This window comes from Hansschlegelia beijingensis (genome assembly GCF_045505405.1).
GTDB classification, from domain to species: Bacteria; Pseudomonadota; Alphaproteobacteria; order Rhizobiales; family Methylopilaceae; genus Methylopila; species Methylopila beijingensis_A.
In genome coordinates, this window is sequence record NZ_JBJKEX010000622.1 from 1 (window position 1) to 926 (window position 926).

1 protein-coding gene and 2 pseudogenes are annotated in these 926 nt (G+C 71.8%); 1 reads left to right on the forward strand and 2 read right to left on the reverse strand.

The window, feature by feature from the left end; translation table 11 throughout:
- A pseudogene (locus tag ACIKT0_RS19190) lies at nt 1-217 on the forward strand (hypothetical protein); the annotation flags it as partial.
- Nucleotides 218-236: 19 nt separating this feature from the next.
- Here the strand turns inward: ACIKT0_RS19190 and ACIKT0_RS19195 are convergent.
- Nucleotides 237-440, reverse strand: a complete 204-nt coding sequence (locus ACIKT0_RS19195) for a thioredoxin domain-containing protein (protein ID WP_407106869.1) — start codon at nt 438-440, stop codon at nt 237-239.
- A 131-nt stretch (nt 441-571) separates the two neighbouring features.
- Nucleotides 572-874: pseudogene (locus ACIKT0_RS19200) on the reverse strand (thioredoxin domain-containing protein); the annotation flags it as partial.
- Nucleotides 875-926 lie beyond the last annotated feature (52 nt).

Genomic DNA, 926 nt, shown 5'->3' on the forward strand with positions numbered 1-926 from the left:
GGCCGCCGCCGGCGAGGTCGCGGCCGCGCTCGCGGGCAAGCGGTTCGACTGCGTCGTGGTCGGGGCGGGGCTGCGGATCGTCCCCGCCATGACCCCGATCTTCGAGGCGGTGATCAACGCGCTGCGCGAGCATGCGCCGGAGGCCCGGCTGGCGTTCAACCTCAGCCCGCAGGATTCCGCGGACGCCGCCGAACGGCAGCTCAGCCGGGCGGGCTGAGGGGAGGGAGGCTGCGCGCTCAGCGCCCCTGCTGGCGCTCGCGGGCCTTGGCGACAGCGTCGCGGAACTCCTCATAGCTCGGCGCGGCGGCGACCAGCAGCGGGCCGATCAGATAGACGGGCGTGCCGGCGAAGCCCATGCCGCGGGCCTGTGCGTCGTTGCGCTTGAGCAGCGCGACGATCTCGGCGTCGTGGGCGGCGGCGTCGGTTTCGAGCCGGGCCATGTCGATTCCCGCGGTCGCGGCGGCCGCCAGCATCTTGGCCTGCGCGACATTGCCCCCGGCAGGCTCATCAGCGCGCGATGGGCCGCCTCGTACTTGCCCTGGTACTTGGCCGCGAGCGCGATCTTGGCGCCGGCGACCGAGCTTTCCGCGAGGATCGGCCAGTCCTTGTAGACGAGCTTGATCCTGCCGTCGGTCTTCACCAGCCTTTCGAGCGCCGGGGCCGACCTTTTGCAGAAGCCGCAATTGTAATCGAGGTAGGCGACGATGGTGACGTCGCCCTTCGGGTCGCCGCCGACCGGGGCGGCCGGGTCGCCGACGATCATCTCGCGGCTGACGTCGCGTGCGTCGAGGCCTGGCGGGGCGGCGTGCGCCGCCGTAGAGCGCACCCGCCATAGCCGTGCGCCCATGAGAGGCGCGGCGGCCGATGGCTGCATCCGGAAGACTGAACTTGACCAAATTCACCGATCTCGGCCTGTCCGCCCCCGT